25 protein-coding genes and 1 tRNA gene are annotated in these 24003 nt (G+C 57.8%); 18 read left to right on the top strand and 8 right to left on the bottom strand.

The annotated features are described in order from the left end of the window. On the bottom strand, window positions 1–438 hold the full coding sequence (locus ACYQ1A_RS14090) for a DUF1841 family protein (RefSeq protein WP_499362948.1): 438 nt from the start codon (window positions 436–438) through the stop codon (window positions 1–3). A gap of 46 nt (window positions 439–484) precedes the next feature. On the opposite strand from ACYQ1A_RS14090, the gene ACYQ1A_RS14085 reads away from it, so the two are divergent. The 5 genes from ACYQ1A_RS14085 to ACYQ1A_RS14065 all read left to right on the top strand — a co-directional run bounded on the left by ACYQ1A_RS14085 (window position 485) and on the right by ACYQ1A_RS14065 (window position 6805). Continuing rightward, window positions 485–964, top strand: coding sequence for a glutathione peroxidase (locus ACYQ1A_RS14085; RefSeq protein ID WP_499362946.1), 480 nt, complete (start codon window positions 485–487; stop codon window positions 962–964). Window positions 965–1249: 285 nt separating this feature from the next. Beyond that, a complete protein-coding gene (carA, locus tag ACYQ1A_RS14080; protein WP_499362944.1) occupies window positions 1250–2380 on the top strand; it encodes a glutamine-hydrolyzing carbamoyl-phosphate synthase small subunit in 1131 nt (376 codons plus the stop codon). A 67-nt stretch (window positions 2381–2447) separates the two neighbouring features. Continuing rightward, window positions 2448–5669, top strand: a complete 3222-nt coding sequence (gene carB / locus ACYQ1A_RS14075) for a carbamoyl-phosphate synthase large subunit (protein WP_499362941.1) — start codon at window positions 2448–2450, stop codon at window positions 5667–5669. A gap of 114 nt (window positions 5670–5783) precedes the next feature. After that, on the top strand, window positions 5784–6266 hold the full coding sequence (gene greA, locus ACYQ1A_RS14070) for a transcription elongation factor GreA (RefSeq protein WP_499362939.1): 483 nt from the start codon (window positions 5784–5786) through the stop codon (window positions 6264–6266). A 101-nt stretch (window positions 6267–6367) separates the two neighbouring features. Continuing rightward, on the top strand, window positions 6368–6805 hold the full coding sequence (locus ACYQ1A_RS14065; protein WP_499362937.1) for a DUF4149 domain-containing protein: 438 nt from the start codon (window positions 6368–6370) through the stop codon (window positions 6803–6805). A gap of 63 nt (window positions 6806–6868) precedes the next feature. Here ACYQ1A_RS14065 and yhbY read toward each other — a convergent pair whose 3' ends face one another. Beyond that, the gene (gene yhbY, locus ACYQ1A_RS14060) at window positions 6869–7225 is read right to left on the bottom strand and encodes a ribosome assembly RNA-binding protein YhbY (protein WP_499362935.1); all 357 of its coding nucleotides are present in this window, start codon (window positions 7223–7225) and stop codon (window positions 6869–6871) included. 42 nt (window positions 7226–7267) lie between these two features. Between yhbY and rlmE the strand changes: the two genes are divergently transcribed. From rlmE to glmM, 4 genes are all read left to right on the top strand, one after another. Next, on the top strand, window positions 7268–7888 hold the full coding sequence (gene rlmE / locus ACYQ1A_RS14055) for a 23S rRNA (uridine(2552)-2'-O)-methyltransferase RlmE (RefSeq protein ID WP_499362933.1): 621 nt from the start codon (window positions 7268–7270) through the stop codon (window positions 7886–7888). Window positions 7889–7988: 100 nt separating this feature from the next. Further along, on the top strand, window positions 7989–9902 hold the full coding sequence (ftsH, locus tag ACYQ1A_RS14050) for an ATP-dependent zinc metalloprotease FtsH (RefSeq protein ID WP_499362931.1): 1914 nt from the start codon (window positions 7989–7991) through the stop codon (window positions 9900–9902). 114 nt (window positions 9903–10016) lie between these two features. Next, the gene (folP, locus tag ACYQ1A_RS14045; RefSeq protein WP_499362929.1) at window positions 10017–10811 is read left to right on the top strand and encodes a dihydropteroate synthase; all 795 of its coding nucleotides are present in this window, start codon (window positions 10017–10019) and stop codon (window positions 10809–10811) included. A 65-nt stretch (window positions 10812–10876) separates the two neighbouring features. Continuing rightward, window positions 10877–12238, top strand: coding sequence for a phosphoglucosamine mutase (gene glmM / locus ACYQ1A_RS14040; protein WP_062222272.1), 1362 nt, complete (start codon window positions 10877–10879; stop codon window positions 12236–12238). Window positions 12239–12327: 89 nt separating this feature from the next. On the opposite strand, the gene pstB is transcribed toward glmM, so the two are convergent. The 6 genes from pstB to ACYQ1A_RS14010 form a co-directional block, all read right to left on the bottom strand. Next, window positions 12328–13095 carry a phosphate ABC transporter ATP-binding protein PstB gene (gene pstB, locus ACYQ1A_RS14035; RefSeq protein WP_499362927.1) on the bottom strand — a complete coding sequence of 256 codons (768 nt, stop codon included), beginning with the start codon at window positions 13093–13095 and terminating at the stop codon, window positions 12328–12330. A gap of 41 nt (window positions 13096–13136) precedes the next feature. Beyond that, entirely contained in the window at window positions 13137–13985 is an 849-nt protein-coding gene (gene pstA, locus ACYQ1A_RS14030) for a phosphate ABC transporter permease PstA (RefSeq protein WP_499362925.1), read from the bottom strand. Further along, on the bottom strand, window positions 13982–14938 hold the full coding sequence (pstC, locus tag ACYQ1A_RS14025) for a phosphate ABC transporter permease subunit PstC (protein WP_499362923.1): 957 nt from the start codon (window positions 14936–14938) through the stop codon (window positions 13982–13984). The genes pstA and pstC overlap by 4 nt, the downstream gene beginning before the upstream one ends. Window positions 14939–15070: 132 nt before the next feature. Further along, window positions 15071–16111 carry a phosphate ABC transporter substrate-binding protein PstS gene (gene pstS, locus ACYQ1A_RS14020; RefSeq protein ID WP_499362921.1) on the bottom strand — a complete coding sequence of 347 codons (1041 nt, stop codon included), beginning with the start codon at window positions 16109–16111 and terminating at the stop codon, window positions 15071–15073. Window positions 16112–16379: 268 nt separating this feature from the next. After that, the gene (locus ACYQ1A_RS14015) at window positions 16380–16997 is read right to left on the bottom strand and encodes a PEP-CTERM sorting domain-containing protein (RefSeq protein WP_499362919.1); all 618 of its coding nucleotides are present in this window, start codon (window positions 16995–16997) and stop codon (window positions 16380–16382) included. Beyond that, window positions 16994–17746, bottom strand: coding sequence for a hypothetical protein (locus ACYQ1A_RS14010; RefSeq protein WP_499362917.1), 753 nt, complete (start codon window positions 17744–17746; stop codon window positions 16994–16996). Before ACYQ1A_RS14010 ends, ACYQ1A_RS14015 begins: the two co-directional genes overlap by 4 nt. A gap of 346 nt (window positions 17747–18092) precedes the next feature. Here ACYQ1A_RS14010 and tpiA point away from each other — a divergent pair, with 346 nt between their 5' ends. The 9 genes from tpiA (at window position 18093) to nuoF (ending at window position 23989) form a co-directional block, all read left to right on the top strand. Continuing rightward, window positions 18093–18803: a triose-phosphate isomerase gene (gene tpiA / locus ACYQ1A_RS14005; protein ID WP_499362915.1), complete on the top strand. Its 711-nt coding sequence runs from the start codon at window positions 18093–18095 to the stop codon at window positions 18801–18803. Between the two features lie 95 nt (window positions 18804–18898). After that, window positions 18899–19234, top strand: coding sequence for a preprotein translocase subunit SecG (gene secG / locus ACYQ1A_RS14000; protein ID WP_499362913.1), 336 nt, complete (start codon window positions 18899–18901; stop codon window positions 19232–19234). 44 nt (window positions 19235–19278) lie between these two features. Beyond that, window positions 19279–19363, top strand: a tRNA-Leu gene (locus ACYQ1A_RS13995). Between the two features lie 132 nt (window positions 19364–19495). After that, window positions 19496–19864, top strand: a complete 369-nt coding sequence (locus ACYQ1A_RS13990) for an NADH-quinone oxidoreductase subunit A (RefSeq protein ID WP_499362911.1) — start codon at window positions 19496–19498, stop codon at window positions 19862–19864. 4 nt (window positions 19865–19868) lie between these two features. Next, window positions 19869–20375: a NuoB/complex I 20 kDa subunit family protein gene (locus ACYQ1A_RS13985; RefSeq protein WP_053936334.1), complete on the top strand. Its 507-nt coding sequence runs from the start codon at window positions 19869–19871 to the stop codon at window positions 20373–20375. A gap of 8 nt (window positions 20376–20383) precedes the next feature. Next, the gene (locus ACYQ1A_RS13980) at window positions 20384–20983 is read left to right on the top strand and encodes an NADH-quinone oxidoreductase subunit C (RefSeq protein WP_499362908.1); all 600 of its coding nucleotides are present in this window, start codon (window positions 20384–20386) and stop codon (window positions 20981–20983) included. Continuing rightward, complete coding sequence (locus tag ACYQ1A_RS13975; RefSeq protein WP_053936336.1) at window positions 20973–22229, top strand: NADH-quinone oxidoreductase subunit D; 1257 nt, start codon at window positions 20973–20975, stop codon at window positions 22227–22229. Before ACYQ1A_RS13980 ends, ACYQ1A_RS13975 begins: the two co-directional genes overlap by 11 nt. Next, window positions 22229–22702: an NADH-quinone oxidoreductase subunit NuoE gene (gene nuoE, locus ACYQ1A_RS13970; protein ID WP_053936337.1), complete on the top strand. Its 474-nt coding sequence runs from the start codon at window positions 22229–22231 to the stop codon at window positions 22700–22702. Before ACYQ1A_RS13975 ends, nuoE begins: the two co-directional genes overlap by 1 nt. Then, window positions 22703–23989: an NADH-quinone oxidoreductase subunit NuoF gene (gene nuoF, locus ACYQ1A_RS13965; protein ID WP_499362905.1), complete on the top strand. Its 1287-nt coding sequence runs from the start codon at window positions 22703–22705 to the stop codon at window positions 23987–23989. Window positions 23990–24003 lie beyond the last annotated feature (14 nt).

Below are 24003 nucleotides of genomic sequence, written 5' to 3'. Positions count from 1 at the left end.
TCAGGCTTCTGGCAGGCCCGCTTTTTTGCGCAGGATATTCAGATAGGTGGCCGGATCGGGCGGCAAGTTATAGCGTTGCGCTTGCCACAGCATTTCGCCGAGGCCCTCCATCATCCAGTGCAGCGCGTCATGCTCGTTGCCCGCAGCGTGTACCAGCTGTTGATGGAGCGCGCGTATGCCGAAGGGCTGGTCAATCGACAATTGTTCGGCAATGGCCAGATGCATGCTGATATGCAAAAACGGATTGGTTTCGCCATATTCAACCGGCCAGTCCTGATCGATATAGTCCGGGCTCAAAAACGCCTGGTATTCCGGATGGCGATCCAGCACGCTAGCGGTCATCTTTTCGAGATCGGTCATCACTTCCTGGGCGTGATATTTGCGCCAGGTCTCGATAAAGAAGTGTCGCGCTTCATCGCGAGAAGGGTTGAACAGCATAGAATCCGGTCTTCCAGTTTTTCAGCATTTTAAGGAGTACATCTGCATGGCCAGCTTTTACGAAATCCACGTCACCGACATCGCAGGCAAAGACGTTGCGATGGAACGCTATCGCGGTCAGGTGATTCTGGTGGTGAATGTGGCCAGCAAGTGTGGGTTTACTCCGCAATATGAGGGCTTGCAGGCGCTTTACCAGCAATATCGCGAGCGCGGCCTGGTGGTGCTGGGTTTTCCGTGCAACCAGTTTGGCGCGCAAGAGCCGGGCAGCGAGGCTGAAATCCAGTCGTTCTGCACTACCCACTACGGCGTGGATTTTCCCATGTTTGCCCGCATTGATGTCAACGGCGAGCATGCTGACCCGCTGTTCCAGCATCTGAAGTCGTCGCAACGCGGTTTGTTGGGCACTGAAGGCATCAAGTGGAATTTCACCAAGTTCCTGATCGATCGCCAGGGTAATGTGGTGGACCGCTTTGCGCCCACCACCACACCGGACAGCCTGCGCAAAGATATCGAAAAATGGTTGTAATGCCGCGGATGTGCTTGATCCAGCGGGCTTTACCGGCCCTGCAAGCGGCCCGTGCAGACGTAAGAAACGGCCGCCTAAGCTATTGAAACGTTGAAGCTATCGGCGGTTTCGGATAAACTCCGTAAAATTTTGCACACGAAGAACGGGCCAGGGCAACCTGTCCCGTTTTTCTACGTGTAGGGGAGCTTGAACCGCTCGACGGCCCCACACAGAAGGGGTGCGGCGGACGTATTTTCTCCCGTCTCTTTCCTCTATCTATGCGGGCGCAATGCCCAGGAGCCGCCAGTGTCCAAACCTGCTTTACTTGCGCTTGCCGACGGCACCCTGTTTCACGGTACTTCCATCGGCGCCGACGGTGAAACCATCGGCGAGGTGGTATTCAACACCGCGATCACCGGTTACCAGGAAATCCTCACCGATCCTTCATACTGCCGTCAGATTGTTACGCTGACGTATCCGCACATTGGCAACTATGGCGTCAACGCCGAAGATGCCGAAGCCCGCGGTGTCTACGCCGCCGGCCTGATCATCCGTGATCTGCCGCTGCTGCACTCCAGTTTCCGCGCCGAAATGAGCTTGTCCGAATACCTGGTCAAGAACAACACGGTTGCCATCGCCGATATCGATACCCGCAAACTGACGCGCATTCTGCGTGAGAAGGGCGCCCAGCCCGGCTGCATCATCAGCGGCGACCATATCGATGCCGCGGCTGCCGTCGAAAAAGCCCGATCCTTTGGTTCGATGGCCGGCCAGGATCTGGCCAAAGTTGTCAGCGCCAAAGAAAAATTCGAGTGGACCACCGCTGAATGGAAACTGGGCGTGGGTTACACCGTCCAGTCCAGCCCGCGTTTCCGCGTGGTGGCCTACGACTACGGCGTCAAATACAACATCCTGCGCATGCTGGCTGAACGCGGTTGCCAACTGACCGTAGTGCCGGCAGAAACCCCGGCCGCCGATGTGTTGGCGCTGAATCCGGATGGCGTGTTCTTGTCGAACGGCCCTGGCGATCCGGAGCCGTGTGATTACGCCATCGAAGCGATCAAGGTATTTCTCGAAAAGAATGTGCCGACTTTCGGCATCTGCCTGGGCCACCAGTTGCTGGGTCTGGCCACCGGCGGCAAGACCAGCAAGATGAAGTTCGGTCACCATGGCGCCAACCATCCGGTGCAAGACCTCGACAGCAAGCGCGTGATGATCACCAGCCAGAACCATGGCTTCCAGGTGGATGAAACCAGTCTGCCGGCCAATGTGCGCGTCACCCATCGCTCTTTGTTCGACGGCACCGTGCAAGGGATTGCACTGACTGATCGCCCGGCCTTCAGCTTCCAGGGTCACCCGGAAGCCAGCCCCGGCCCGAACGATGTGGCGTATCTGTTCGATCGCTTTATCAAGATGATGGAAGAACACCGGTCGTGAGGACGTAGTCCCGGCGGCGCCCTTGCGCGCCGCGTCACTGCCTTCTCACTTCATACAGGTAACCGCAATGCCCAAACGTACAGACATCAAAAGCATTCTTATCATTGGCGCCGGCCCCATCATCATCGGTCAGGCGTGCGAATTCGATTACTCCGGGGCGCAAGCATGTAAAGCCCTGCGCGAAGAGGGTTACAAGGTCATCCTGGTCAACAGCAATCCGGCCACGATCATGACTGACCCCAATATGGCCGACGTGACCTATATCGAGCCCATCACCTGGCAGGTGGTGGAAAAGATTATCGATAAAGAACGCCCGGACGCCATTCTGCCCACCATGGGCGGCCAGACCGCGCTGAACTGTGCGCTCGATCTGTGGCGCAACGGCGTGCTCGACAAGTACAAGGTCGAGCTGATCGGTGCTTCGCCCGAAGCCATCGACAAAGCAGAAGACCGGCAGAAATTCAAAGCCGCCATGGACAAGATCGGCCTCGGTTCGGCCCGTTCTGCCATCGCGCATACCATCGACGAAGCGCTGGCTGCGCAAGCCAATCTGGGCTTCCCGGCGATTATTCGCCCGTCCTTCACCATGGGTGGTTCGGGCGGCGGTATCGCTTATAACATCCAGGAATTCATCGAAATCTGTACCCGTGGTCTGGACTTGTCGCCGACCAACGAACTGCTGATCGAAGAGTCGCTGCTGGGCTGGAAAGAATACGAGATGGAAGTGGTGCGTGACCGCGCCGACAACTGCATTATCGTGTGTTCGATCGAAAACCTCGACCCAATGGGCGTGCATACCGGTGATTCGATCACCGTCGCCCCGGCGCAAACGCTGACCGACAAGGAATACCAGATCATGCGTAACGCATCGATCGCGGTATTGCGTGAAATCGGCGTGGATACGGGCGGTTCTAACGTGCAGTTCTCGGTTAATCCGAAAGACGGCCGTCTGATCGTGATCGAAATGAACCCGCGCGTGTCGCGTTCTTCGGCACTGGCCTCGAAAGCCACCGGTTTCCCGATTGCCAAGATCGCCGCCAAGCTGGCGGTGGGCTACACGCTGGACGAACTCAAAAACGAAATCACCGGCGGCAAGACCCCGGCTTCGTTTGAACCGTCGATCGATTATGTCGTTACCAAGATTCCGCGTTTTGCTTTCGAGAAATTCCCGCAAGCCAACGACCGCCTGACCACGCAAATGAAGTCGGTCGGCGAAGTGATGGCCATCGGCCGCACCCAACAAGAATCGCTGCAGAAAGCGCTGCGTGGCCTTGAAACCGGCATGTCCGGCTTTGACGAGCTGACCACCGACCGCGCGCAGATCGAATCCGAAATCGCCTCGCCCGGCCCGGAACGGCTTTGGTACGTGGCGGATGCCTTCCGCGTCGGCATGAGCCTGGAAGAAGTGCATGCGCTCAGCAAGATCGATCCATGGTTCCTGGCGCAGATTGAAGATCTGCTCAAAGACGAAGCGGCAATCCGTGGCCGTGCCCTAGATAGCCTGACGGCGGCCGACCTGCGTCGCCTCAAGCGCAAGGGCTTCTCGGATCGCCGGATCGGCGCGCTGCTGAATACCGATCAGAACGCGGTACGTCGTGCCCGTCACGCCTTTGGCATCCGCCCGATCTACAAGCGCGTTGATACCTGCGCGGCCGAGTTCGCCACCGATACCGCTTATATGTATTCCAGCTACGACGAGGAATGCGAAGCCAACCCGACCAACAACAAGAAAGTGATGGTGTTGGGCGGCGGGCCGAACCGGATTGGTCAGGGTATCGAGTTTGACTATTGCTGCGTGCACGCCGCATTGGCGCTGCGCGAAGATGGTTACGAAACCATCATGGTCAACTGCAATCCGGAAACCGTTTCTACCGATTACGACACCTCGGATCGCCTGTACTTTGAGCCGCTGACGCTGGAAGACGTGCTGGAAATCGTTGCCGTTGAAAAGCCGGTGGGCGTGATCGTGCAATACGGCGGTCAGACCCCGCTGAAACTGGCGCGTGCGTTGGAAGCCAACGGCGTGCCTATCGTCGGCACCAGCCCGGACATGATCGACGCCGCCGAAGATCGCGAGCGTTTCCAGAAACTGCTGCAAGACCTGAATCTGCGTCAGCCGCCTAACGCCACTGCGCGCAACGAGAAAGACGCGCTGGTGCTGGCCGCCAAGCTGGGCTATCCGCTGGTGGTGCGTCCGTCCTACGTGCTGGGCGGCCGTGCCATGCGCATCGTGCACTCCGAAGACGACCTGAGCCGCTATATGCGCGAAGCCGTCAAGGTTTCGAACGATAGCCCGGTGCTGCTGGATCGTTTTTTGAATGACGCGATTGAAGTCGACGTGGATGCGATCTCCGACGGTGAGAACGTATTGATCGGCGGCATCATGGAGCACATCGAACAAGCTGGCGTGCACTCGGGCGACTCGGCTTGCTCGCTGCCGCCGTATTCGCTGAGCAAAGAACTGCAAGACGAGCTGCGCCGCCAGACCGTGGCCATGGCCAAGGCGCTGAACGTGATCGGCTTGATGAACGTGCAGTTCGCCATCCAGGGCCAGGGCGCTGATGCGACCGTGTTTGTGCTGGAAGTAAACCCACGTGCCTCGCGCACCGTGCCCTACGTGTCCAAGGCGACCAGCCTGCCGCTGGCCAAGATTGCCGCGCGTTGTATGGTGGGCCAGTCGCTGCCGTCGCAAGGCGTGACCGCCGAGGTGATTCCGCCGTACTACTCGGTCAAGGAAGCCGTGTTCCCGTTCGTGAAGTTCCCGGGCGTCGACACCATCCTGGGCCCGGAAATGAAATCGACCGGCGAAGTCATGGGTGTGGGCGAGACCTTTGCCGAAGCGTTTGTAAAATCGCAACTGGCCGCCAGCATCGTGCTGCCGAGCAGCGGCAACGTGTTTATCTCGGTCAAGGAAAGCGACAAGCCGGTGGCCATCGAATGCGCACGCGTTCTGCTGCAACTGGGCTTCAAGATTTTCGCGACCAAGGGCACGGCCAGCGCGTTTGAAGCGGCCGGTGTTGAAGTCACGGCAGTAAACAAAGTGATGGAAGGCCGCCCGCACATTGTCGACATGGTCAAGAATGGCGAAATTGCCATGATCGTGAACACGGTGGAAGAGCGCCGTCAGGCCATTCAGGATAGCTATTCGATCCGCCATGAAGCGCTGAAGGCCAAGTTGCCGGTGTACACCACGGTGGCAGGCGCCCGCGCAGCCTGCATCGGCATGCGTGACCTGGGCGAACTGAAGGTGTATGACCTGCAGGGCTTGCACCGTCAGCTCAAAGGCTGATAACTTAGCGCCTTGAAACGCCACAACCGCCGTCCTTCGGGTCGGCGGTTGTGCTTTTTATTGTCTGGCCGTTCCTCCGCTGTGGCGGAATCTGAAGGCCACAGGAGAGAAAAAATGATCAAGATCCCGCTGACCGTTGTCGGTGCGGAAAAACTGAAGGTGGAATTGCAACACCTCAAGAGTGTCGCTCGCCCCGAAGTGATCGCCGCGATTGCCGAAGCCCGTTCGCACGGTGACTTGTCGGAAAACGCAGAGTACGACGCCGCCAAAGAAAAACAATCGTTTGTAGAAGGCCGCATTGCCGAGCTGGAATCGAAACTGTCGAATGCACAGGTGATCGATCCGGCCTCGCTGGCGCCCACCGCGGAAGGCCGCATCGTGTTTGGTGCCACGGTCAATCTGGAAGACATGGACGCCGGCAATCAGGTGACCTACCAGATCGTGGGCGACGACGAAGCCAATCTTAAAGAGGGCAAGATTTCGGTATCCAGCCCGATCGCCCGCGCCCTGATCGGCAAATACGCCGGCGACGTCTGTGAAGTCGTTGCGCCGGGCGGCATCCGCGAATACGAAGTGCTGGATGTGAAATATCTGTAATGCAATCCCCGGGCGTACCTTCGGCGGCGTGATCGCGGATCACGTTGTCGATGGTGCGCCTTTGTCTTTTCAGCGGCTCAAACCACTAAAGCGCGTAAAGCATGGGCAACGGACTTAAAAATATTCTGACGGTGCTGTGGATAGGCGGTATGTGGATTATCGGCCTGGCGGTGACGCCGGTGCTGTTTGCCACGCTCGACCACGGCAGTGCAGGGCTGGCAGCAGGCAAGATTTTTCATTTGATCGGCTGGATCGGCATTGCCGCCGGTTTGTACTTGCTGATTTATCGCATCTGGTTTGAAGGCCTGCGGGCGTTCAAGACAGGCGCATTCTGGTTGTTGATCGGCATGCTGGTCTGCACCTTGATCAACCAGTTTGCGATCTTCCCGATTATTGCCGGCATCAAAAGCGCGCTCAGCCAGAGTGCGCAGGGCGTGTTTGGCGGTGGCTTTGCCAACTGGCACGCAATTTCGACCGGTATCTACATGATCCAGTCGGTATTGGGTTTGTTGTATGTCTGGAATGTCGACAGCAAATAAGCAGGCATAAAAAACGCGTTGCCGGAGCAACGCGTTTTTATACCAGCGGCCGCAGAGGGCTGCTTAGCCTTTTTTGGCTGGCTTGGCGGGCGTCTTGTTCGCCACTTTGGTCGCTTTGGCCGCACCGGGCAGCGTAAAGCGGGTGCGGGCGGCATCGGCCTGGCGGAAGATGATCAACAGCTTGCCCAGATGCTGCACGGGCTCTGCGCCCAGATCGGCGCAAATCTGTTGCAGAAACTGTTCACGCAGCGCGCGGTCATCACCGAGTACGCGCACTTTGATCAGTTCATGAGCGTCCAGATTGACCGCGATCTCGCGGATCACCGAGTCAGTCAGGCCGTTGTTGCCGATCATGACAACCGGGTTGAGATGATGGGCAAGTCCACGCAGGTAGCGGCGCTGATCAGCAGTGAGTTCCATTTTTAGCTTTTAATACCTTGAAAAAACAGGCGATTGTACTGTATGGCACGTTCCAACTCCAGTAACGCGTGGTTGAAAGAGCACGTTAACGATCATTATGTGCACATGGCACAGAAGGATGGTTACCGCGCGCGGGCAGCCTACAAGCTGCTGGAAATCAATGAAAAAGACCGTTTGATCCAGCAGGGCATGTGGGTGGCAGACCTTGGCGCGGCGCCGGGTAGCTGGTCGCAGGTCGCGGCAAAACTGGTGGGTGGCAAAGGCAAGGTGCTGGCGCTCGATCTTCTCGAAATGGCATATATCCCTGGGGTCGACTTTATCCAGGGTGACTTTCGCGAGGACGACGTGTTGCAGCAATACACGTCCTTGCTGGGAGATCGCCAGGTAGACCTTGTGATTTGCGATATGGCCCCAAATATCACCGGTAATGCGGTAACCGATCAGGCCCGCTCCATGTACTTATGTGAGCTGGCGCTTGAATTTGCCCGCGAGCATTTGAAACCTGGCGGCAGTTTTCTGGTCAAGACGTTTCAGGGATACGGCTATAACGAATACATAGCCGCAATGCGTGACACTTTCGCCACGGTGCTCACACGTAAACCCAAGGCCTCGCGCGACCGTAGCGCGGAAATGTATTTGCTTGGCAAGCAGAAAAAGGAATGAGCGGTTAATATTCCGCTATGCAGCAAGCGTTTATACAGAGGGGGCAAAGCGGTACGCGTTTTGCGGTTTCTCTTCTGTCAGCCATCGAAGGGCTTGGGACATGAATAATCTGGGCAAGAACATCGCCATCTGGCTGATCATTGGTCTGGTACTGATGACAGTCTTCAATCAGTTCACTAAACGACAGGATACGGTCGGACAAGTACCGTATTCGCAATTTATGGCGGATGTCGAAGCCGATCGTATTTCGCAAGTCGAAATCGAAGGGTACCCATTGCGCGGCCAGTTGATCCGCGGCAAGCGCAATGACGGCACCAATTTTTCGACCTACGCGCCATTTGATTTCCGCCTGGTCGATACCCTGATCAAGCACAACGTCAAATTTGCCGCCAAGCCTGAAGAAGAGCAGGGCTTCTTTACCACGCTGTTTATCTCGTGGTTCCCGATGCTGCTGTTGATCGGGGTCTGGGTCTTCTTTATGCGACAGATGCAGGGCGGCGGTCGGGGCGGTGCGTTCAGCTTTGGTAAATCCCGAGCGCGCATGCTGGATGACTCCAACAACAGCATCACCTTTGCCGACGTCGCCGGTTGCGATGAAGCCAAAGAAGAAGTCTCCGAGATCGTTGATTATCTGCGTGACCCTTCCAAGTATCAGAGCCTGGGTGGCCGCATGCCGCGCGGTATTCTGATGGTGGGTTCGCCGGGTACCGGTAAAACGCTGCTGGCCAAGGCGATTGCGGGCGAAGCCAAGGTGCCGTTCTTCTCGATCTCGGGTTCTGATTTCGTTGAGATGTTTGTCGGCGTGGGTGCGGCCCGTGTGCGTGACATGTTTGAAAACGCCAAGAAAAACGCGCCTTGTATCATCTTCATCGATGAAATCGATGCGGTCGGTCGTCAGCGCGGTGCGGGTCTGGGCGGTGGCAACGATGAACGCGAGCAAACCCTTAACCAGATGCTGGTTGAGATGGACGGCTTTGAAGGCAACTCCGGCATTATCGTGATTGCTGCCACCAACCGCCCTGACGTGCTCGACCCTGCGCTGATGCGTCCGGGCCGTTTTGACCGCCAGGTTGTGGTGTCGCTGCCGGATATCCGCGGTCGTGAACAGATCCTTGGCGTGCATATGCGCAAGGTGCCGATCTCGAATGACGTTGATCCGTCAGTGCTGGCGCGCGGTACGCCGGGTATGTCGGGGGCTGATCTGGCCAACCTGGTTAACGAAGCAGCGCTGTTCGCTGCCCGCCGCAACAAGCGTCTGGTCGACATGGATGACTTTGAGTCGGCCAAGGACAAGATTTACATGGGTCCGGAACGTCGCACCATGGTGATGACCGAGGACGAACGTCGTGCCACGGCTTACCACGAATCCGGCCATGCCGTGATCGCGGAAACGCTGGAAGGCACTGATCCGGTCCACAAGGTTACGATCATGCCGCGCGGTCGTGCGCTGGGTCTGACCTGGCAGTTGCCGGAACGCGACAAGTTCTCGCTGTACAAAGATCAGATGCTCAACGAAATCACCATCTTGTTTGGTGGCCGTGTGGCGGAAGACCTGTTTGTGCATCGTATTTCGACGGGCGCTTCGAATGACTTTGAACGTGCTACCCGCATGGCCCGCGATATGGTCACGCGCTACGGCATGAGCGATAAGCTTGGCCCCATGGTTTACGGCGAAAACGAAGGCGAAGTGTTCCTTGGTCGTTCGGTAACGACACATAAGAACGTGTCGGAAACCACCATGCAGCAAGTGGATGCCGAAATTCGCCGCATCATCGACGAGCAGTACGCACTGGCCGTCAAGTTGCTGGACGAAAACCGCGACAAGGTCGAGAAGATGACCGCGGCGCTGGTTGAATGGGAAACCATCGATCGCGAGCAAGTGCGTGACATCATGGAAGGCCGCGATCCGCGTCCGCCCAAGGCCCCGCCGCCGGCACGTCCGACTGCGCCGACCGGTGATCGCCCTAGCGGTGACGCTCCGACGGCCACCACCACGCCGGCCACTGAAGGCTAAGGCGACATAGTCAGAATCAGGCGGCCCGGATCGGGCCGCCTTTTTATTCGGCCACGTCATAAGCGTGGCGCAGTTGGAGTAGTTATGCAGGACTTTCAGTGCGGTCGGTTCCGGATGAGTCTGGCCAGACCGTTGGTGATGGGCATACTCAACGTCACCCCGGATTCGTTTTCGGATGGTGGGAATTTCGATACCTGTTCCAAGGCTGTGGCGCATGCCGAGGCCCTGGTGAATGCCGGTGCAGACATTATCGACATCGGCGGTGAATCAACACGGCCGGGCGCAATGCTCGTCAGCGTGGAGGACGAGATAGCGCGCGTGGTGCCGGTAATTTCGGCGCTCAAGTCGCTGAACGTGCCCTTGTCGATCGATACACGCCGTCCTGGGGTTATGCACGCTGCGCTCGAAGCTGGCATCGATCTGATCAACGATATTGCCGCGTTGGAAGAACCCGGCGCGCTGGAAGCGGCTGCCAACGCGCAAGTGGCCGTGTGTTTGATGCACAAACGCGGCGAGCCGCAATCGATGCAGACCGCGCCTGAGTACGAAGACGTGGTGGCGGAAGTCACGCGTTATCTGGCGCATCGCCGCGACATCGCCGAGGCGGCCGGCATTAGCCGTGATCGCATTCTGCTTGATCCAGGCTTTGGCTTTGGCAAGAACCTCGACCACAACATTGCCTTGTTCAAGGCCATGCATCAGATGATTGCCGAGCTGGATCGCCCGTTTTTGATCGGCGTGTCGCGCAAAAGCATGTTGGGCCAGATCACCGGGCGTCCCGTCACGGAGCGTGTTGTTGCCAGCGCCACTGCCGCAATGCTGGCTGCGCAAGCGGGTGCCAGCGTGGTACGCGTGCATGACGTCAGGGAAACTGTGGATGCGTTAAAAATACTTGCCGCCTTACAATGATTTCCGGTTTTGTCAGTACCGCTAGCGCCGCAAGAGCGCACGCGGGCTATGCATAAAGGACAGTAATGGCGCGCAAATATTTTGGCACGGACGGCGTTCGTGGCCTGGTGGGGGAGTATCCGATTACCCCCGAATTCGCAATGAAGCTGGGCTATGCCGCAGGCCGCGTCCTCGCCACGGCGGAGCGCCGCCAACGTGGCGACCATGCCGCAGTGCTGATCGGCAAAGACACGCGTGTTTCGGGCTATATGCTCGAGGCGGCACTGCAAGCGGGCTTGAATGCGGCCGGTGTCGACGTGCATTTGACCGGCCCGCTGCCCACGCCAGGCGTGGCCTATCTGACGCGCGCATTGCGCTTGTCTGCAGGCGTGGTGATCTCCGCGTCGCATAACCCCTATTACGATAACGGCATCAAGTTCTTCGGCGCCGGTGGCAAGAAGCTGCCCGATGATGTTGAACTGGCTATCGAAGAAGCCATTGATGATGCGCAGCCATGTGTGGGCTCCAAGCAATTGGGCAAAGCCTGGCGCGTGGGCGATGCGGCTGGTCGTTATATTGAATTCTGCAAATCAACCTTTCCCAACGAGCTGGACCTGCGTGGACTGAAGCTGGTGGTGGATTGCGCGCATGGCGCTACCTACCAGGTGGCACCGCACGTGTTTCATGAGCTCGGTGCCGAAGTCATCACCATCGGCGACAAACCCAACGGCTTCAATATCAACGAAGAAGTGGGGGCCACTCATGTCGAAACCATGCGCCAGAAAGTACTGGCCGTGGGTGCGGACTACGGTATCGCGCTGGATGGCGATGGCGACCGCCTGATCATGGTAGATGGCGACGGCGCCGTTATCGATGGCGATCTGCTGATCTATGTACTGGCCCGCCATCGTGCGGAGCAGGGCACGCTGGGCGGTGGGGTGGTGGGTACCTTGATGACCAACCTGGGCGTTGAGAACGGCCTTAAAGCGCGCGGAATCGCCTTCGAGCGCGCCAAGGTCGGCGACCGCTACGTGCTGGAGCGCCTGGCCGAACGTGGCTGGTTGCTGGGCGGCGAGGGGAGTGGTCACATTCTGAGCCTGGATCGCCATACCACCGGCGACGGCATTGTTTCGGCGCTGCAAGTGCTCGAAGCGCTGATTGAACAAGGTAAAACGTTGGCCGCGTACCGGTCCGAGCTGGCTTTGTCGACGCAAGTGCTCAAGAACGTGCGCATTGCCAAGGGTTTCGATGTGGGTAGTTCCAGCGCGATCCAGCAATCGGTCAAGCAGGCGGAACAAGCCATGGGCGAACAAGGCCGCGTGCTGCTGCGTCCGTCCGGTACCGAGCCGTTGATCCGCGTGATGGTTGAACACGTTGATGCCGGCGTGGCGGCCAAGCTGGCGGGCGATATTGCCGCAGTGGTCACGCAAGAAGCTTCGGCAGAATAAGCACTGCCCAAGCAATAAAAAAACCGCCTGCATGGCGGTTTTTTTATTGCCTGGCCCCGCCGCAGCACGCGGCAGAGCAGGGCCTCGACTCAACCAAACTTGCCGGTAATGTAGTCTTCGGTCGCTTTTTTCTTGGGCGCGGTAAAGATATTGTCGGTTTCGCCCACTTCGACCAGCTCGCCCAGGTACATATAAGCGGTGTAGTCCGACACCCGCGCCGCCTGTTGCATGTTGTGGGTAACAATGGCGATGGTGTAATCCTGCTTCAGCTCATGCACCAGTTCTTCGATGTGCGCGGTCGAGATCGGGTCGAGCGCGGAAGTCGGTTCGTCCAGCAGCAGCACTTCGGGCTTGACCGCAATGGCGCGCGCAATACACAGACGCTGTTGCTGACCGCCCGACAAGCCCAGACCTGACTGGCGCAGTTTGTCTTTGGCTTCGTTCCACAGCGCGGCTTTGGACAATGCCCATTCAACGCGGTCATCCATCTCCGATTTCGACAGGCTCTCGTACAACTTCACACCAAAGGCGATGTTGTCGTAGATCGACATGGGGAACGGCGTCGGCTTCTGGAACACCATGCCCACCTTGGCGCGCAGCATGTTCAGATCAACACCCTTCTCGAGGATGTTGTTGCCATTGAGCAAAATCTCGCCTTCAGCGCGCAGTTTGGGATACAGCTCGTACATACGGTTGAAGGTACGCAGCAGCGTGGATTTGCCGCAGCCGGACGGGCCGATAAATGCGGTGACCTTGCCTTCGCCGACCTGAAGATTGATGTTCTTCAGCGCATGGTAATTGCCGTAATAAAAATTGAGGTTTTTGACGGCCAGCTTGGGTTTCAACGCTGCATTCATGGTGGAATCCTGGAGTCGCATATCTTTTTTCTTCCGGCGGCTTAGTGTTGTTGCTGCGGCTTGACCAGCGCGCGAGCAACGATGTTCATGCCCAGCACAAACAGACCGATCAACAGGCTGCCAGCCCAGGCCAGCGAGTGCCAGTCTTCATACGGGCTCATGGCAAACTGGAAAATCACCATCGGCAGGTTGGCCATCGGCTGGTTCAGATTGCTATAGAACTGGTTGTTGAGTGCGGTAAACAGCAAGGGCGCGGTTTCCCCGACGATGCGCGCAACCGCCAGCAAGACACCGGTTACGACGCCGGCCTTGGCCGCACGCAACGTCACCAGCATCGTCATCTTCCATTGCGGTGCACCCAAGGCATATGCGGCTTCGCGCATGCTGCTTGGTACCAGACGCAACATGTTCTCGGTGGTGCGTACTACCACCGGAATCACCAGGATGGCCAGGGCAAACGCGCCCGCCCAACCCGAGAAGTGCCCGGTGCGGACTACGTAGACTTCATAAATAAACAGGCCCACCACAATCGACGGGGCCGACAACAGAATGTCGTTGATAAAGCGTGTTAACGGGGCCAGCCAGCCACGATCACCAAACTCGGCGAGGTAAGTGCCCGCCAGAATGCCGATCGGCGTGCCAATGACCGTGCCGCCGACTGACATCAACAAGCTGCCGATGATGGCGTTGGACAAACCGCCATGGCTGCCCGGAGCAGGGGTGGTCTGGGTGAACAGCGTAACCGACAAGCCGCCAAAGCCGTTCTTGAACAGCGTGTACAGAATCCACGCCAGCCAGAACAGGCCGAACAACATGGCAAAGGTCGACAGGCTAAGCGTGACGATGTTGACGAGGCGACGGCGGGTATAAGTAGAGGACATGGCGCTCATGATTGTTTGCCTTCGGCGCGTTGCATACGCAGCAGCAGCACTTTGGACATCATCAACACGATAAAGGTAATGACAAACAGCAGCAGGCCCAGATAGATCAGGCTGCTGGTGTGCAACACGGTGGTCGCTTCGGTGAACTCGTTGGCCAGCGTGGCCGAGATCGACGTCGAAGGATCAAACAGGCTGCTGATCGGTTGCTGCGCGTTGCCGATCACAAACGTGATGGCCATGGTTTCGCCCAATGCGCGGCCCAGACCCAGCATCACGCCGCCAATCACGCCGTTACGCGTGTACGGCAGCACCACGTTCCACACCACTTCCCAGGTTGTGCTGCCGAGGCCGTATGCCGATTCCTTGAGCATGGCCGGAACCACCTCAAACACATCGCGCATTACCGACGACACAAACGGGATGATCATCACCGACAGGATCAGCCCTGCGGTCAGCATGCCGATGCCCATGGGCGGGCCGGCAAACACGGTGCCGAGGACCGGGATGCCGTCTGTGTGTTCGGTCAGCCACGGTTGCACGTTATCGGCAAACCACGGCGCAAACACAAACAGGCCCCACATGCCGTAGATGATCGACGGCACGCCCGCCAGCAGCTCGATGGCGATGCCCAGCGGACGGCGCAACCACACCGGCGACAGTTCGGTCAGAAAAACGGCAATACCCAGACTGACCGGCACGCCGATCAACAGGGCAATAAAAGAGGACAACAAAGTACCGCGGATCGAGTTCCAGCCGCCAAACTTGCCGGTCACCGGGTTCCATTCGGTATTAACGATAAAGCCGAGGCCAAACTCTTTGATGGCTGGCCATGCACCGATCAGCAGCGACAGGATGATGCCTGCCAGCAGCGCCAGTACAAACAAAGCAAAAAAGCGGGTTACACCGCGGAAAATGCGGTCTTGCAGCACTTGCCGATGCAGGCGCTGGTCCGTGGAATTCATTCGCGTCTCCGGGCTAGCCGGAACAACAACAGGAGCCAGGGTGGCTCCTGTTGTGTCAGGCTTGTACTCGGGCTGCATTTTAACGTTCATGCCAGTCCTGTGTACCTGAGTTTTACGGCAAAGGTCGGCAGATTACTTCCAGACCGGCGCGTTGTTGGTATCGGTGATCTGTTTCCAGGAGGTACGGATCACGTCCTTCACGTCTTTCGGCATCGGCACATAGTCGAGGCTCGAAGCGGTCTGGTCGCCGTTGGCGTAGGACCAGTCAAAGAACTTCAGCACTTCGGCGCCCTGGGCCGCTTTGTCTTGTTTCTTTTGCATCAGCGCAAAGGTGGCGCCGGTGATCGGCCATGCGGTCTTGGCGGCCTGGTCGGTCAGAATTACATAAAAGCCCGGTGCGCTCTTCCAGTCAGCGCCAGCAGCTGCAGCCTTGAACGATTCTTCGGTCGGCGACACGAACGCACCAGCCTTGTTCTGCAGGTTGATGTAATCCATCTTGTTTTGCTTGGCATAAGCGTATTCGACGTAGCCGATTGCGCCCTTGATGCGTTGCACGTATTGCGCCACGCCTTCGTTGCCCTTGCCACCCACACCGCTCGGCCATTGCACGGTGGCGTCTTCGCCCACCTTGCTCTTCCAGTCGCCGCTTACCTTGGACAGGTAGTTGGTAAAGATGAAGGTGGTGCCCGAACCGTCAGCACGGTGAACCACGGTGATGGCGTTTTCCGGCAGCTTGACGCCGGCGTTGAGCTTGGCGATTTCCGGGTCATTCCACTTTTTGATCTTGCCCAGGAAAATATCAGCCAGCACTGCGCCGCTCAGCTTCAGATCGCCGCCCTTGATGCCTTCCAGATTGGTGACCGGAACCACGCCGCCCATTGCAACCGGAAATTGCACCAGACCGGATTTGTCCAGTTCTGCCTGGGTCAGCGGCTTGTCGGAAGCGCCGAAGTCAACGGTCTTGGCCTGGATTTGCTTGATGCCGCCGCCGGAACCGATGGACTGATAGTTCAGGCCCGTGCCGGTCTTGGCTTTGTAGGTTTCGGCCCATTTGGCAGCCAGCGGATAAATAAAGGTAGAACCCGCACCCGTGATATCAGCAGCCATCGCCTGGGCAGTAAACAGGCCAGCGGTCAGGCCAATGGAAACGAGCAGTGTGCGCCCACATGTCATGATTTTTCTCCGGTTGAGCAACGACGGGTAGTTCCCGACTCGGCGTGCATCATGGCGCATCAATATTTCCAAAATATTACAAGTCGCGGATGAGCGCGTCCGCCGGTGAGGTGTGCGGATTTTTATGGGCGTGGCCGGCGGGGCAGGGCAGGTGGGGTTGCGTGAGGGTTAGCCGGGAGCAGCGCTGCAAGCCTCGGATTTTTAATGAAATAAAAACAGCCCGACGCGAACGCCGGGCTTGTGGCTGCGTAAAGTCGCAAGCGATAGATCAGGCTGTCACCGCTTTGCGCCGACCTGCGATCAAGCCGACCAGGCCCAGGCCCATCAGCGCCCAGGTTTCGGGTTCGGGGACCGGGCTGATGTTAATCGCGTCAATGGACCACAGCCCGCCCTGCGACCAGTAATTGCCATCCGGGAAGATCGCCAGCGCATCAATCTTCTGACTGGCAAAGCTGCTTGATACGTCATACCAGTAGTAATTGAGATCAGCCGAACCGTCGGCATAGTTGTGGAACAGGCTAAAGCTTTGCGCCGCAACCTGCACGCCATCCAGATAACCCACAAAGCGAATGGCAGGCGCCATTGCCAGGCCGTAGTTAGTCACCGCGGCCGGCGAGGCATTCGCGCCACTGAAAAAAAACGGCGTCAAAGCATGCAGCACCACGATATCTTGCGCCGAGCCGACGAGCGCCTTGGTGCCATACGGCTGTGGCACCAGGCTGGCGCTGGCATCGAGGGTTGCGGTGTCTGAGGGAATATCAAAGCCGTGCCAGAGTTGCGGTTGGCCGGTGACCGTCAAATCACTGAAGGTCAAGGTCTGGGCCTGTGCGGCCGCGCCAAGGCTCAGGCCCAGCGCCAATGCTGCGATTTTGTGGGTGGTTTTCATTGTGCGGCCTCCTTGCTGGATGAACGACGGCGCGCTGCTGTGCGTGCCACCATTGCACCAACGGCAGTCAGCATCAGGGCCCACTCCTCAGGTTCGGGGACGGGGGCGGCCAGGGTGGCATCTTCGAGGTAGGTCAGGCCGATCTTGTCGATCAACCAGCGTTTGCCCGGGCCGCTGGACAGGATTTCGAGCCGGTCTATGGGCGTGGTGGCAAACGATGAGGCATACCAGTTAAAACTGGTGTCGCTCAGATCGGCAGTAAACGTGGCAACCAGCTGGTTGTTGCTGTAGCCCTCGAAGGTAACGGTGTTGCTGCTAAAGCTGCCATTGCCGATCGCATCCGAGAATGCGGCGGCTTCTACGCCGGTGAACAAGAACGGCGATGCGTAGTGGATATTGAAGTCGGGGTCGATATAAAAGTTATCTACCGTCAGTTCGGTCCCGAAATATCCGGTATTGATCAACGCATATTGCGAGGATGGAAACGGCAGCGACACCCCATAGGCGGCCTGGTAACCCGCCGATGTGACCAGTTGGTAAGTCGTGGAGGCAGTGCCAACGTAGAAGTCCCAATAGCGGTTATTGCCTGCTTCGTCCGTAGCCTCGAACGTACTCTTGAGCTTGTTCCAGTCGGCCGCAGGCGCGGGCGGGTAGCCCACGCCGATGGCGTTATCAAATGTAATGGCGTGTGCACCGGCTGCTAGCAGCAGGCCGGTCAAAGCGAGGCAAGTCTTGTGTCTCAACAGCATTTTTGCGCTCCGGAAAGGTTGAAAAGTGCCCGTCTTTTGTGGCGGGTCGCGTTCTTCTTAGTATTAATTTCACGTTTTGTCAGTTTTGTCCGTGCATTTTGGCGGTGGATGCGCCAAACGGTTAACTTTGGCGTAAGTGATGAGGTTGGGCTCACACGCTGCATGCGATGACGCTTGTATTTGCCGACACCCACGCGCGGCCCTGTACGGCAGCAAGCGGCCATCGCGGCAGGGCCTGCGCCGTGATGCGCCGGGCCCCGCACACACGCCCCATCCGCGGTTTGACTCACCCTGGTGCCACAGCCTACAATCGCCCTCTTTTTGCAATTTGTGTCTGGTGCTTTGCGTGGCTAAACAGCTGGTCGTCGGTAACTGGAAAATGCATGGCAGCGTCGGGCAGATACGCTCGGTATTGCCAGAGCTGGTGCGGGCTGAGCTGGGTGCCAATGTGGCCGTCTGTGTACCGTATCCGTATCTGTCGCTGGCCAAGAGCCTGCTGGCCGATACGCCGATCCAGCTGGGTGCGCAGGATTTGTGCGAACACCATATCGGCGCATACACCGGTGAAGTCTCCGGCGCGATGCTGGCTGATGTGGGCTGCGAGATGGTCATCGTCGGGCATTCCGAGCGACGTAACTATTTTGCCGAAACCAGCGAAACCGCTGCGCGCAAGGTCAAGGCTGCGCTCGATGCCGGTTTGTGGCCGGTGTATTGCGTGGGTGAGACGCAGCAGCAACGTGCTGACGGCGTCGCCAGAGACGTAATTGCAGATGAACTGAAAGTTCTGGCCGGTGTGCCCACCAGCTTGTATGCAGTTGCATACGAACCGTCGTGGGCCGTGGGCACGGGTGTGGTCGCCACACCCGAACAGATCGCCGAGATGCACGCCTTTATCAAGCAGACGTTGTCACCACACACTTGTGTGTTGTACGGCGGTAGTGTCAAAGGCACCAACGCCGCCCAGACCATGGCGACGGAGGGGGTGGACGGTGTTCTGGTAGGGGGTGCAGCGCTTTCGGCAACCGAGTTTTTACGGATTTGTCGCGCAGCACGTTAAAGAAAATGAAACCTTGCGCTGCATCAAAACCAGCCGCGTAAGATTGCAAAAAGACCGCGTCGGCGCTAGAATTCGCGCCGCATTGAAGAGAAAAGATGGAAATCCTTAAAACCCTCGTTTTGATTGTGAACGTCGCATCGGCCTTGTCGATGATCGTTCTGGTCCTGATGCAACACGGCAAAGGCGCTGACATGGGCGCTGCGTTCGGTAGTGGCTCTGCGGGTAGCCTGTTTGGCTCGTCCGGTTCTGCCAACTTCCTGAGCCGTACCACTGCCGTGCTGGCAACCGTCTTTTTTGCAAGCTGTCTGGGTCTGGTGGTACTGATGACCCCGGGCAAATCTTCGTCGCTGGGTGTGATGGGTGATGTCAAAGCCGCAGCGTCCGCGCCGGCTGCTGCGTCTACGCCGGCCCAGAACAAGATTCCTGAATAAGCATTTTCGACGCTTTATCAGGTTGTAAAGCAGTAATGGGTTATGCCGACATGGTGGAATTGGTAGACACGCTATCTTGAGGGGGTAGTGGCTGCGGCCGTGAGAGTTCGAGTCTCTCTGTCGGCACCATAGCTATACAGAAAACGCGCTGGGAATCTGCCCGGCGTTTTTTCAAGCTTTATAAAATAATTAAAAAATTGATCAATTCAATCGCAAGCGCATTTTCTAATTCAATCTGTTGAGATTCTGCCGGGGATCGACATGCTACAGAATTACTTCCCCATACTGCTTTTCATCATCATTGGTACCGCCGCAGGTGCGGGTCTGATGACGTTGGGCGGTGTGTTCAGCAAGTTGTTGGGTACTGACAAACCCGATCCAGAAAAACTCTCCCCGTACGAGTGTGGCTTCGAAGCCTTCGAAGACGCGCGCATCCAGTTCGATGTCCGCTACTACCTCGTCGCCATCCTGTTTATCCTGTTCGATCTTGAAGTGGCCTTTCTGGTGCCGTGGGCGCTGGTGCTCAAGGAGATCGGCTCTTTCGGTTTCTTTTCCATGTTGATCTTCCTGGCCATCCTGGTCGTGGGCTTTGCCTACGAGTGGATGAAGGGCGCGCTGGAGTGGGAGTAAAGCGATGACTGCAGCAACGCAAAGCCTTGAAAAGGGTTTTATCACGACATCCGTCGACACCGTTATCAACTGGGCGCGCACAGGCTCGCTCTGGCCGATGACGTTTGGTCTGGCCTGTTGTGCCGTAGAAATGATGCACGCTGGCGCGGCGCGTTATGACCTTGACCGCTTCGGTATCGTGTTTCGTCCGTCGCCGCGTCAGTCTGACTTGATGATCGTTGCCGGTACCCTGTGTAACAAGATGGCGCCCGCCCTGCGCAAGGTCTATGACCAGATGCCGGAACCGCGCTGGGTGTTGTCGATGGGCTCCTGTGCCAACGGCGGTGGCTATTACCACTACTCGTATTCGGTGGTGCGCGGCTGTGATCGCATCGTTCCGGTCGACATCTATGTTCCGGGTTGCCCGCCGACGGCAGAAGCGCTGCTGTATGGTCTGATCCAGATGCAGAACAAGATCAAGCGCACCAACACCATCGCCCGGGCACGCCAGCTCGAGCAGGCGCACGGCTGAGGTACATCGTGGCGAAAACCCTGAATCAACTGATTGAAGATATCCAGCGCGTGCTGGGCGCCGAGCGTATCAATTCGCTCAAGACGCGCCTGGACGAAGTTACGCTGGAAGTGCCGGCGGCAAAGTTTATCGAGGCTGCAACGCTGCTGCGTGATGATCCCGCGCTGCGTTTCGAAGCCTGTGTGGACTTGTGCGGCGTGGATTACAGCGAGTACCGCGACGGTTTGTGGGAAGGCCTGCGCTTTGCCTCGGTCTGCCATCTGCTGTCGTACACCCACAATATCCGCCTGCGTCTGCGCGTGTTCTGCCCGGATGATGATTTTCCGGTGCTGCCGTCACTGATCGATATCTGGCCGGGCGTGAACTGGTTCGAGCGTGAATCGTTTGACCTGTACGGCATCATTTATCAAGGCCATCCGGATCTGCGCCGTTTGCTGACCGACTATGGCTTTGTCGGCCATCCGTTCCGCAAAGACTTCCCGGTTAGCGGTTACGTTGAAATGCGTTATGACCCGGAGCAAGCCCGGGTGATTTACCAGCCGGTCACCATCGACCCGCGCGAAAACACGCCGCGCATCATTCGCGAGGAGAACTACGGTGGCGTCTGAAATCCGTAATTACACGCTGAACTTTGGCCCGCAACACCCGGCCGCGCACGGTGTGTTGCGCCTGGTGCTGGAGCTGGATGGTGAAGTCGTCGAACGCGCTGACCCGCACATCGGTCTGCTGCATCGCGCCACCGAAAAGCTGGCTGAAACCAAAACCTATATTCAATCGCTGCCGTATATGGACCGTCTCGACTATGTGTCGATGATGTCCAACGAGCACGCCTATTGCATGGCCATCGAACGCCTGTTGGGGCTGGATGTGCCGCTGCGCGCGCAATACATCCGCGTGATGTTCGACGAGATCACCCGTATCCTGAACCACTTGATGTGGATCGGTTCGCACGGGCTCGATTGCGGCGCCATGACCATCTTTCTGTACGCCTTCCGCGAACGTGAAGACCTGATGGATTGCTACGAAGCGGTGTCCGGTGCCCGGATGCACGCGGCGTACTACCGTCCGGGTGGCGTGTACCGCGATCTACCGGAAGAAATGCCCAAGTATCAGGCTTCCAAGGTACGCAACGCGGCGGCCATCAAGCGCCTGAACGAAAACCGCGAAGGTTCGCTGCTCGATTTTATCGACGACTTTACCAAGCGCTTCCCGGGTTACGTCGACGAATACGAAACCCTGCTCACCGATAACCGTATCTGGAAACAACGTACCGTCGGTATCGGTGTGGTGACGCCAGAACGCGCCAAGGCGCTGGGCTTTACCGGCGCCATGCTGCGTGGTTCGGGCATCGAGTGGGACATCCGCAAAAAGCAACCGTACGAAGTCTACGACAAGCTTGATTTCGATATCCCGGTGGGCAAAAACGGCGACTGCTACGACCGCTATCTGGTGCGCGTCGAAGAAATGCGTCAGTCCAACCACATCATCAAGCAATGTGTGCAATGGCTGCGCGCCAACCCGGGTCCGGTCATTACCGAGAACCACAAGGTGGCTGCGCCGTCGCGTGTTGGCATGAAAACCAACATGGAAGAACTGATCCACCACTTCAAGCTGTTTACTGAAGGCATGCACGTGCCCGAAGGCGAGGCTTATGCCGCGGTGGAGCATCCGAAGGGTGAGTTCGGCATTTACATGATCTCGGACGGGGCCAACAAGCCGTATCGTCTGAAGATTCGTGCGCCGGGCTATGTGCATCTGAGCGCGCTCGACGAAATGTCGCGCGGCCATATGCTGTCGGATGTGGTGGCCATTATCGGCACGCAAGATATCGTATTTGGTGAGGTGGATCGCTGATGTTGTCCAAAGAATCCCTCGCGAAGATCGACCGGGAACTGACCAAGTACCCGGCCGAGCAAAAGCGTTCGGCCCTGATGTCGGCGCTGCGCATCGCTCAACTCGAACACGGCTGGCTGAGCAACGACGTTGTCGAAGCCGTTGCCGATTATCTGGGCCTGCCCCCGATCGCCGCCATGGAAGTGGCCACGTTCTACGGCATGTTCAATCGCCAGCCAGTGGGCAAGTTCAAGCTCACGGTTTGTACCAATCTGCCCTGTGCACTGTCGGGCGGCGCGGACGCCGGCAAGTATCTGCAGCAGAAGCTGGGCATCGGCTACGGTGAAACCACCGCCGACGGCAAGTTTACGTTGCAGGAAGGGGAGTGCATGGGCGCTTGCGGCTATGCACCGGTGATGTTGTTCAACAATCACACCATGTGCAATCACATGACCCCGGAAGCCATCGACAAGAAACTGGCGGAGCTCGAATAAATGGCGACGTTTGCAAAAGGCGTGGTGTTTGAGGGCGTGGATTTTGACGACCCCAATAGCTGGCGTCTCGAAGAATATGTAAAGCGCGGCGGTTACGCCGGGCTGCGTCGCATTGCCGACGAAAAACTGACGCAAGACCAGATCATCGCCGAAATGAAACTGTCGGCGCTGCGTGGTCGCGGTGGTGCCGGTTTCCCTACCGGCCTGAAATGGTCGTTCATGCCGCGTAGCTTTCCGGGTCAGAAATACCTGGTCTGCAATACCGATGAAGGCGAGCCGGGTACCTTTAAAGATCTGGATATCATCTGGAACAACCCGCACGCCCTGATCGAAGGCATGATCATCGGCGGTTTCACCATGGGTGCGACCGTCGGTTACAACTATATCCACGGTGAAGTCTTCGAAGCCTACGAGCGCTTTGAAGAAGCCATCGAAGAAGCCCGCGCTGCCGGTTTCCTTGGCGCCAACATCCTCGGTTGTGGTTTCGACTTCCAGCTGCATGCACACCATGGTTATGGCGCGTATATCTGCGGCGAAGAAACTGCACTGCTGGAATCGCTGGAAGGCAAAAAAGGCCAGCCGCGCTTCAAGCCGCCTTTCCCGGCCAGCTTTGGTCTGTACGGCAAGCCCACCACGATCAACAACACCGAGACCTACGCGTCCGTGCCGTACATCGTGCGCAACGGCGGCCAGAAATTCCTTGAGCTGGGCAAGCCCAACAACGGCGGCACCAAGCTGTTCTCGATTTCCGGTCACGTCAATCGTCCGGGCAATTACGAAGTGCCGCTGGGCATGCCGTTTGCCGAACTGCTTGAACTGGCCGGTGGCATGCGCAACGGCAAGAAGCTGAAAGCCGTCATCCCGGGTGGTTCGTCCGCCCCGGTGTTGCCTGCCGACATCATGATGAACTGCACCATGGACTTTGATTCGATCGCGAAAGCGGGTTCGATGCTGGGTTCGGGCGCGGTGATCGTGATGGACGAAGACACCTGTATGGTGCGCGCGCTGGAACGCCTGTCTTATTTCTACTTTGAAGAATCGTGCGGCCAATGTACGCCGTGCCGTGAAGGCACTGGCTGGCTGTACCGCGTGATTCACCGTATCGAACACGGCCAGGGCCGTCCGGAAGACCTCGATTTGCTGCTGTCGGTAGGCGCCAATATCGCAGGCCGCACGATTTGTGCACTGGGCGATGCCGCCGTGATGCCGGTCCAAGGCATGCTCAAACACTTCCGCAGCGAATTCGAGTACCACATCGAAAACAAACGCTGCCTGGTGGACCACTGAGCAAGACCCGGCGC

The sequence above is a fragment of the Silvimonas sp. JCM 19000 genome, from assembly GCF_054652575.1.
This window is presented reverse-complemented; position numbering and strand designations above follow the sequence as displayed.

Coding starts and splice junctions, on each gene's coding strand:
- ACYQ1A_RS14090 (WP_499362948.1), bottom strand. CDS start 438: ATGCTGTTCAACCCTTCTCGCGATGAAGCGCGACACTTCTTTATCGAG.
- ACYQ1A_RS14085 (WP_499362946.1), top strand. CDS start 485: ATGGCCAGCTTTTACGAAATCCACGTCACCGACATCGCAGGCAAAGAC.
- carB (WP_499362941.1), top strand. CDS start 2,448: ATGCCCAAACGTACAGACATCAAAAGCATTCTTATCATTGGCGCCGGC.
- greA (WP_499362939.1), top strand. CDS start 5,784: ATGATCAAGATCCCGCTGACCGTTGTCGGTGCGGAAAAACTGAAGGTG.
- ACYQ1A_RS14065 (WP_499362937.1), top strand. CDS start 6,368: ATGGGCAACGGACTTAAAAATATTCTGACGGTGCTGTGGATAGGCGGT.
- yhbY (WP_499362935.1), bottom strand. CDS start 7,225: ATGGAACTCACTGCTGATCAGCGCCGCTACCTGCGTGGACTTGCCCAT.
- rlmE (WP_499362933.1), top strand. CDS start 7,268: ATGGCACGTTCCAACTCCAGTAACGCGTGGTTGAAAGAGCACGTTAAC.
- ftsH (WP_499362931.1), top strand. CDS start 7,989: ATGAATAATCTGGGCAAGAACATCGCCATCTGGCTGATCATTGGTCTG.
- folP (WP_499362929.1), top strand. CDS start 10,017: ATGAGTCTGGCCAGACCGTTGGTGATGGGCATACTCAACGTCACCCCG.
- glmM (WP_062222272.1), top strand. CDS start 10,877: ATGGCGCGCAAATATTTTGGCACGGACGGCGTTCGTGGCCTGGTGGGG.
- pstB (WP_499362927.1), bottom strand. CDS start 13,095: ATGAATGCAGCGTTGAAACCCAAGCTGGCCGTCAAAAACCTCAATTTT.
- pstA (WP_499362925.1), bottom strand. CDS start 13,985: ATGAGCGCCATGTCCTCTACTTATACCCGCCGTCGCCTCGTCAACATC.
- pstC (WP_499362923.1), bottom strand. CDS start 14,938: ATGAATTCCACGGACCAGCGCCTGCATCGGCAAGTGCTGCAAGACCGC.
- pstS (WP_499362921.1), bottom strand. CDS start 16,111: ATGACATGTGGGCGCACACTGCTCGTTTCCATTGGCCTGACCGCTGGC.
- ACYQ1A_RS14015 (WP_499362919.1), bottom strand. CDS start 16,997: ATGAAAACCACCCACAAAATCGCAGCATTGGCGCTGGGCCTGAGCCTT.
- ACYQ1A_RS14010 (WP_499362917.1), bottom strand. CDS start 17,746: ATGCTGTTGAGACACAAGACTTGCCTCGCTTTGACCGGCCTGCTGCTA.
- secG (WP_499362913.1), top strand. CDS start 18,899: ATGGAAATCCTTAAAACCCTCGTTTTGATTGTGAACGTCGCATCGGCC.
- ACYQ1A_RS13990 (WP_499362911.1), top strand. CDS start 19,496: ATGCTACAGAATTACTTCCCCATACTGCTTTTCATCATCATTGGTACC.
- ACYQ1A_RS13985 (WP_053936334.1), top strand. CDS start 19,869: ATGACTGCAGCAACGCAAAGCCTTGAAAAGGGTTTTATCACGACATCC.
- nuoE (WP_053936337.1), top strand. CDS start 22,229: ATGTTGTCCAAAGAATCCCTCGCGAAGATCGACCGGGAACTGACCAAG.
- nuoF (WP_499362905.1), top strand. CDS start 22,703: ATGGCGACGTTTGCAAAAGGCGTGGTGTTTGAGGGCGTGGATTTTGAC.